Here is a 4,623-nt window from a genome sequence, read left to right on the forward strand (position 1 = left end):
CCGGCTCGCCGTCGACCTGCGCGTCGCCCTGCTGCGCACGGCCCGCCGGCTGCGCTCGCAGAAGAGCGTGGAGGACCTCACCGACGCGCAGTTCTCCGTCCTGGCGCACCTGCACGCGCACGGCCCGCGCACCCCCGGCGAGCTCGCCGAGGCCGAGCACGTGCGCCCGCCGTCGATGACGCGCACCGTGGCGGCCCTGGCCGGGGCCGGCTACGTCCAGCGCACCGGCCACCCCGACGACGGCCGGCAGGTGCTGGTCTCCCCCACCGCCGCCGGCCGCGCCGCCGTGGAGGACACCCGCGCCCGGCGGGCGGCGTGGCTGGGCGAGCGCCTGGCCCGCCTGGACGCCGGCGAGCGCGCCACCCTGGCCGAGGCCGCCCGCCTGCTGCGCGCGGTGGTCGAGGAGTGAACCGGACCTTCCGCTCGCTGCGCCACCGCGACTACCGCCTGTGGGCCTCCGGCGCGATCGTCTCCAACACCGGCACCTGGATGCAGCGCGTGGCCCAGGACTGGCTGGTCATCCAGGTCCTCACGGAGGGCTCGGGCACCGCCGGCGGCATCACCACGGGCCTGCAGTTCGGCCCGATCCTGCTGCTGGCGCCGGTGGCCGGCTGGGTCGCCGACCGCTTCCCGCAGCGGCGCACCCTGATGGCCACGCAGGCGGCGATGCTGCTTCTGGGCCTGGCGATGGCCGCGCTGGTGCTCTCCGGGGCCGCGCAGCTGTGGCACGTCTACGTCCTGGCCACCCTGCTGGGCTGCGCCTCGGCGATCGACGGGCCGGTGCGCCAGACGTTCGTCAGCAGCCTGGTGCCGCCGGAGGACCTGCCCAACGCCATCGGCCTGAACTCCGCCTCGTTCAACTCCGCGCGCCTGATCGGCCCCGGCCTGGCCGGGCTGCTCATCGCCTGGTTCGGCACGGGCCCGGTGTTCCTGATCAACGCGCTGTCGTTCCTGGCGCCGCTGACCACCCTGCACCTGATGCGCCCGGAGCACCCGGTGCGCCGCGAGCGCCCCGCGAAGGGCACCGGCGGGATGCGCGAGGGGCTGCGCTACGTGCGCGCCCGCCCGGACCTGATGGCGATCTTCGCGCTGGTGGGCGTGGTGGGCACCTTCGGGCTGAACTTCCAGCTCACCTCCGCGCTCATCACGAGCGTGAAGTACGGGCGGGAGGCGGCCGCGTTCGGCGTGGCCGGCACCGTGCTGGCCGTCGGCTCGCTGCTGGGCGCTCTGGTGGCCGCGCGCCGCGAGCGCCCGCGCTGGCGCCTGGTGGTCGGCGCGGCCGGCGCGTTCGCGGTGATCGCCTCGGTCTCGGCGCTCATGCCCAACTACTGGCTGTACCTGGCGGTGCTGCCCTTCCTGGGGCTGTCGTCGCTGACGCTGCTGACGGCGGCGAACGCGACGGTGCAGATGAGCACCGAGCCGCGCGTGCGGGGGCGGGTGATGGCGCTGTACATGTCGCTGATGCAGGGCGGCACGGTCGTCGGCGGCCCGTTCGTGGGCTGGGTGGGCACCCGCTTCGGCGCGGAGTGGTCGGTGCTGGTGGGCTCGATCCCCTCGGGGCTGGCGGCCGTGGCGGTGGCGGTGTTCGTGCTGCGACGGGCGAGGGTGCGGGTGACGTACTCCTTCCGCACCACCCCGCACCTGCGCGTGGTGCCGGTGCGCTCCCCCGACGGCGGCGACGAGCGCGACGTCGCGGCGGCCTGAGCGCTCCCGCGCGCTCCCGCGCGGTCCCGGGCACCCGCGCGGCGGGCGGACAATGGGGGCGTGCCCACCACCGACCTGAGCGCCGCGCTGTCCGAGGTCCGCACGCTGCTGCTGGACGAGCAGAACCTCGTGCGGGCGGTCGCGGCGGGCCGCCGGCGCGGGGTGGAGCCGCCGGAGCACGAGCGGGTGGAGGTGCGCCCGGTGGCGCTGCGCCCGGGCCCGCACCTGCAGCTCACCGCCCGCACCGGCCCGGTGGTGAGCACGCGCAACGTGCCCGCGGCCGAGGCCGGCGCGGCCGTGGACGAGCTGCTGGCCCAGCCCTACGGCAACTGGCACGTGGAGACCGCCACCGGCACGGTGCAGGTGCGGGTGACGAAGAAGGGCGCCGCGCAGGTGCACCGCGCGGCGCGCGGGGACGCCGCGCCGGCGGGGCCGCAGGCCCACGACCGCGCCAAGCAGCGCCTGGTGGACCCCGACGACCCGGTCTTCCGGGTGCTGGGCGCCGGCGGGGACAAGCGCCGGCAGGTGGAGGCGTTCGTGCGCCAGCTGGCGCCGCTGGCCCCGGGGGTGCTGGAGCAGGCCGGTCCGGTGGTGCGGGCGGTGGACCTGGGCTGCGGCAACGCGTACCTGACCTTCGCCGCGCACCGCTGGCTCTCGCAGCAGGCCGCCGGCCGCGGGCGCGAGCTGCGCACGGTGGGCGTGGACGTGCGCGAGGACGTCCTGGAGCACGGCCGGCGCGCGGCGCGCGAGGCGGGCCTGGAGGGGCTGGGCTTCGAGCGCGGCAGCATCGCCGCGGCGGAACCGTTCGCGCCGGGCGAGCGCCCGGACGTGGTGGTGGCGCTGCACGCCTGCGACACCGCCACCGACGAGGCGCTGGCGCGGGCGGTGCGCTGGGGGGCGCCGCTGGTGCTGGCCGCGCCCTGCTGCCACCGCGACGTGCAGCGGCAGATCGCGGCCTCGGGCGAGCGCGGCCCGGTGGTGCGCCACGCGATCCTGCGCGAGCGCTTCGCCGACGTGCTCACCGACGCGCTGCGGGCGCTGGTGCTGCAGCTGCTGGGCTACCGGGTGGAGGTGGTGGAGTTCATCGACTCCGCCCACACGCCGCGCAACGCGCTGCTGCGCGCGGTGCGGACGGGGTCCGCACCGCGCGCGGAGCACCTGGCGGAGTTCGACGGGCTGTGCCGGCAGTGGGGCGTGCAGCCCGCCCTGGCGGCCGCGCTGGCCCCGGAGCTGGCGGCGGTGCGCTCAGCCCTGGCCGCGCGGGCGGCCGACGACCGGGAGCCTCAGGCCGCGCTGTAGGTCAGGCACCTGGTCTCACCGTTGTCCGCGGTGCCGACGTCGATGGCGGAGGCGGTGCAGGTGAGGTCGGCGTTGTGCGTGCAGTCGGCGAGCTGGCAGGCGCCGACGTGGCCGTCGGGAGCCGTCCGGTGCTTGGTGGGCAGGCCCAGGAAGGTGCCGCAGTGGTTCGCGCCGTGGTCGCCGACGGTGATCGTCGGGGCGTGGCAGCTCACGTCGGCGTTGAAGGTGCACCCGCTGACGGAGCACTGGTGGATGGGGGTCAGGTCCAGGTTCACGGTCGCCATGGCGCCCACGGTAACGGCGGGGCGCATTCCCCGCCACGAAGGAATGCCTTTCCTGCCCCTTTCCGGAAAAGCGAGGTGAGGCATTCCTTCGTGGCCGCGGGGAACAGGGGTCAGGCTCCCCCGAGCCGTTCGACGACGTGGTCCACGCACCGCGTCAGGGCCCGCGCGTCCTCGGGGTCCACGGCCGGGAAGAGCCCGATGCGCAGCTGGTTGCGCCCCAGGCTGCGGTAGGGGAAGACGTCGAGGACCCCGTTGCGGCGCAGCACCTCCTGCACGGCGGCGCTGTCGATCGAGGCGTCCAGGTCGATCGTGGCCACCACGGGGCTGCGGGCGCCCTCCTCGGCCACGAAGGGGGCGGCCCACTCGCGCCGCTCGGCCCAGCCGTAGACGGCGGCGGCGGACTCGGCGGTGCGCGCCGCGGCCCACGCCAGCCCGCCGCGCGCCAGCAGCCACTCCACCTGCTCGGCCAGCATCACCAGCGTCGCCACCGCGGGGGTGTTGTACGTCTGGTCCTTGCGGGAGTTCTCCACCGCGGTGCGCAGGTCGAGCGAGGGCGGCACCCACCGGCCGGTGGCGGCCAGCTCGTCCACGCGCTCCAGGGCGGCCGGCGAGAGCAGCGCCAGCCACAGCCCCCCGTCGGAGGCGAAGGACTTCTGCGGCGCGAAGTAGTAGGCGTCGGTCTGCGCGACGTCGACCGCGATCCCGCCGGCGCCGGAGGTGGCGTCCACCAGCACCAGGGGCCCGCCGTCGGCCGGGCCGGGCCCGGCGGGGCGGCGCACGGGCGCCACCACGCCGGTGGAGGTCTCGTTGTGCGGCCAGGCGACGACGTCGACGCCCCCGGCGACCTCGCCGAGGCGGGGCAGCGTGCCGGGTTCGCCGCGCACCACGACGGGCTCGGCGAGGAAGGGGGCGCCGGCGGCGACGGCGGCGAACTTGGCGGAGAACTCCCCCAGCACCAGGTGCTGGGAGCGCTCGCGCACCAGGCACAGGGCGGCCACGTCCCAGAAGGCGGTGGAGCCGCCGTTGCCCAGGACCACCTCGTACCCCGCGGGCAGGGCGAACAGCTCCGCCAGCCCTTCGCGCACGCGGCGCACCAGGGACCTCACCGGGGCCTGGCGGTGGGAGGTGCCGAGCACGCTGCGCCCGGCGCGCAGCAGCGCCTCGACCTGCTCGGGGCGGACCTTGCTGGGCCCGGAGCCGAAGCGGCCGTCGGCGGGCAGCAGCTCGGCGGGGATGCGGACGTCGGGGACCTCGCTCACGGGGTGGATCCTCCCGCACCGCGGCGGTGCGCGGCGCCGGGCGCCGCGCCGGGGCCGCGCCGGGGACGCGCCGGGGA

General features: G+C 76.8%; 5 protein-coding genes. 3 read left to right on the top strand and 2 right to left on the bottom strand.

The annotated features are described in order from the left end of the window. From GTR00_RS15020 to GTR00_RS15030, 3 genes are all read left to right on the top strand, one after another. On the top strand, nucleotides 1-409 hold a 409-nt coding region (locus tag GTR00_RS15020; RefSeq protein WP_166612410.1), incomplete at its 5' end, for a MarR family winged helix-turn-helix transcriptional regulator. Then, entirely contained in the window at nucleotides 406-1,704 is a 1,299-nt protein-coding gene (locus tag GTR00_RS15025; protein WP_166612411.1) for an MFS transporter, read from the top strand. The genes GTR00_RS15020 and GTR00_RS15025, both read left to right, overlap by 4 nt. A 60-nt stretch (nucleotides 1,705-1,764) precedes the next feature. Then, nucleotides 1,765-3,003 carry a class I SAM-dependent methyltransferase gene (locus GTR00_RS15030; RefSeq protein ID WP_166612412.1) on the top strand — a complete coding sequence of 413 codons (1,239 nt, stop codon included), beginning with the start codon at nucleotides 1,765-1,767 and terminating at the stop codon, nucleotides 3,001-3,003. On the opposite strand, the gene GTR00_RS15035 is transcribed toward GTR00_RS15030, so the two are convergent. Next, nucleotides 2,988-3,287, bottom strand: coding sequence for a DUF1540 domain-containing protein (locus tag GTR00_RS15035; RefSeq protein ID WP_166612413.1), 300 nt, complete (start codon nucleotides 3,285-3,287; stop codon nucleotides 2,988-2,990). The two genes, GTR00_RS15030 and GTR00_RS15035, sit on opposite strands and share 16 nt — an antisense overlap. A gap of 110 nt (nucleotides 3,288-3,397) precedes the next feature. Continuing rightward, a complete protein-coding gene (gene serC / locus GTR00_RS15040) occupies nucleotides 3,398-4,546 on the bottom strand; it encodes a phosphoserine transaminase (RefSeq protein ID WP_166612414.1) in 1,149 nt (382 codons plus the stop codon). Nucleotides 4,547-4,623 lie beyond the last annotated feature (77 nt).

It is taken from the genome of Kineococcus indalonis (assembly GCF_009906395.1).
GTDB lineage: Bacteria > Actinomycetota > Actinomycetes > Actinomycetales > Kineococcaceae > Kineococcus > Kineococcus indalonis.

What these genes read in the sequence shown, in the direction of transcription:
- GTR00_RS15035 (WP_166612413.1), bottom strand. Translation starts at nt 3,287, where the DNA reads ATGGCGACCGTGAACCTGGACCTGACCCCCATCCACCAGTGCTCCGTC.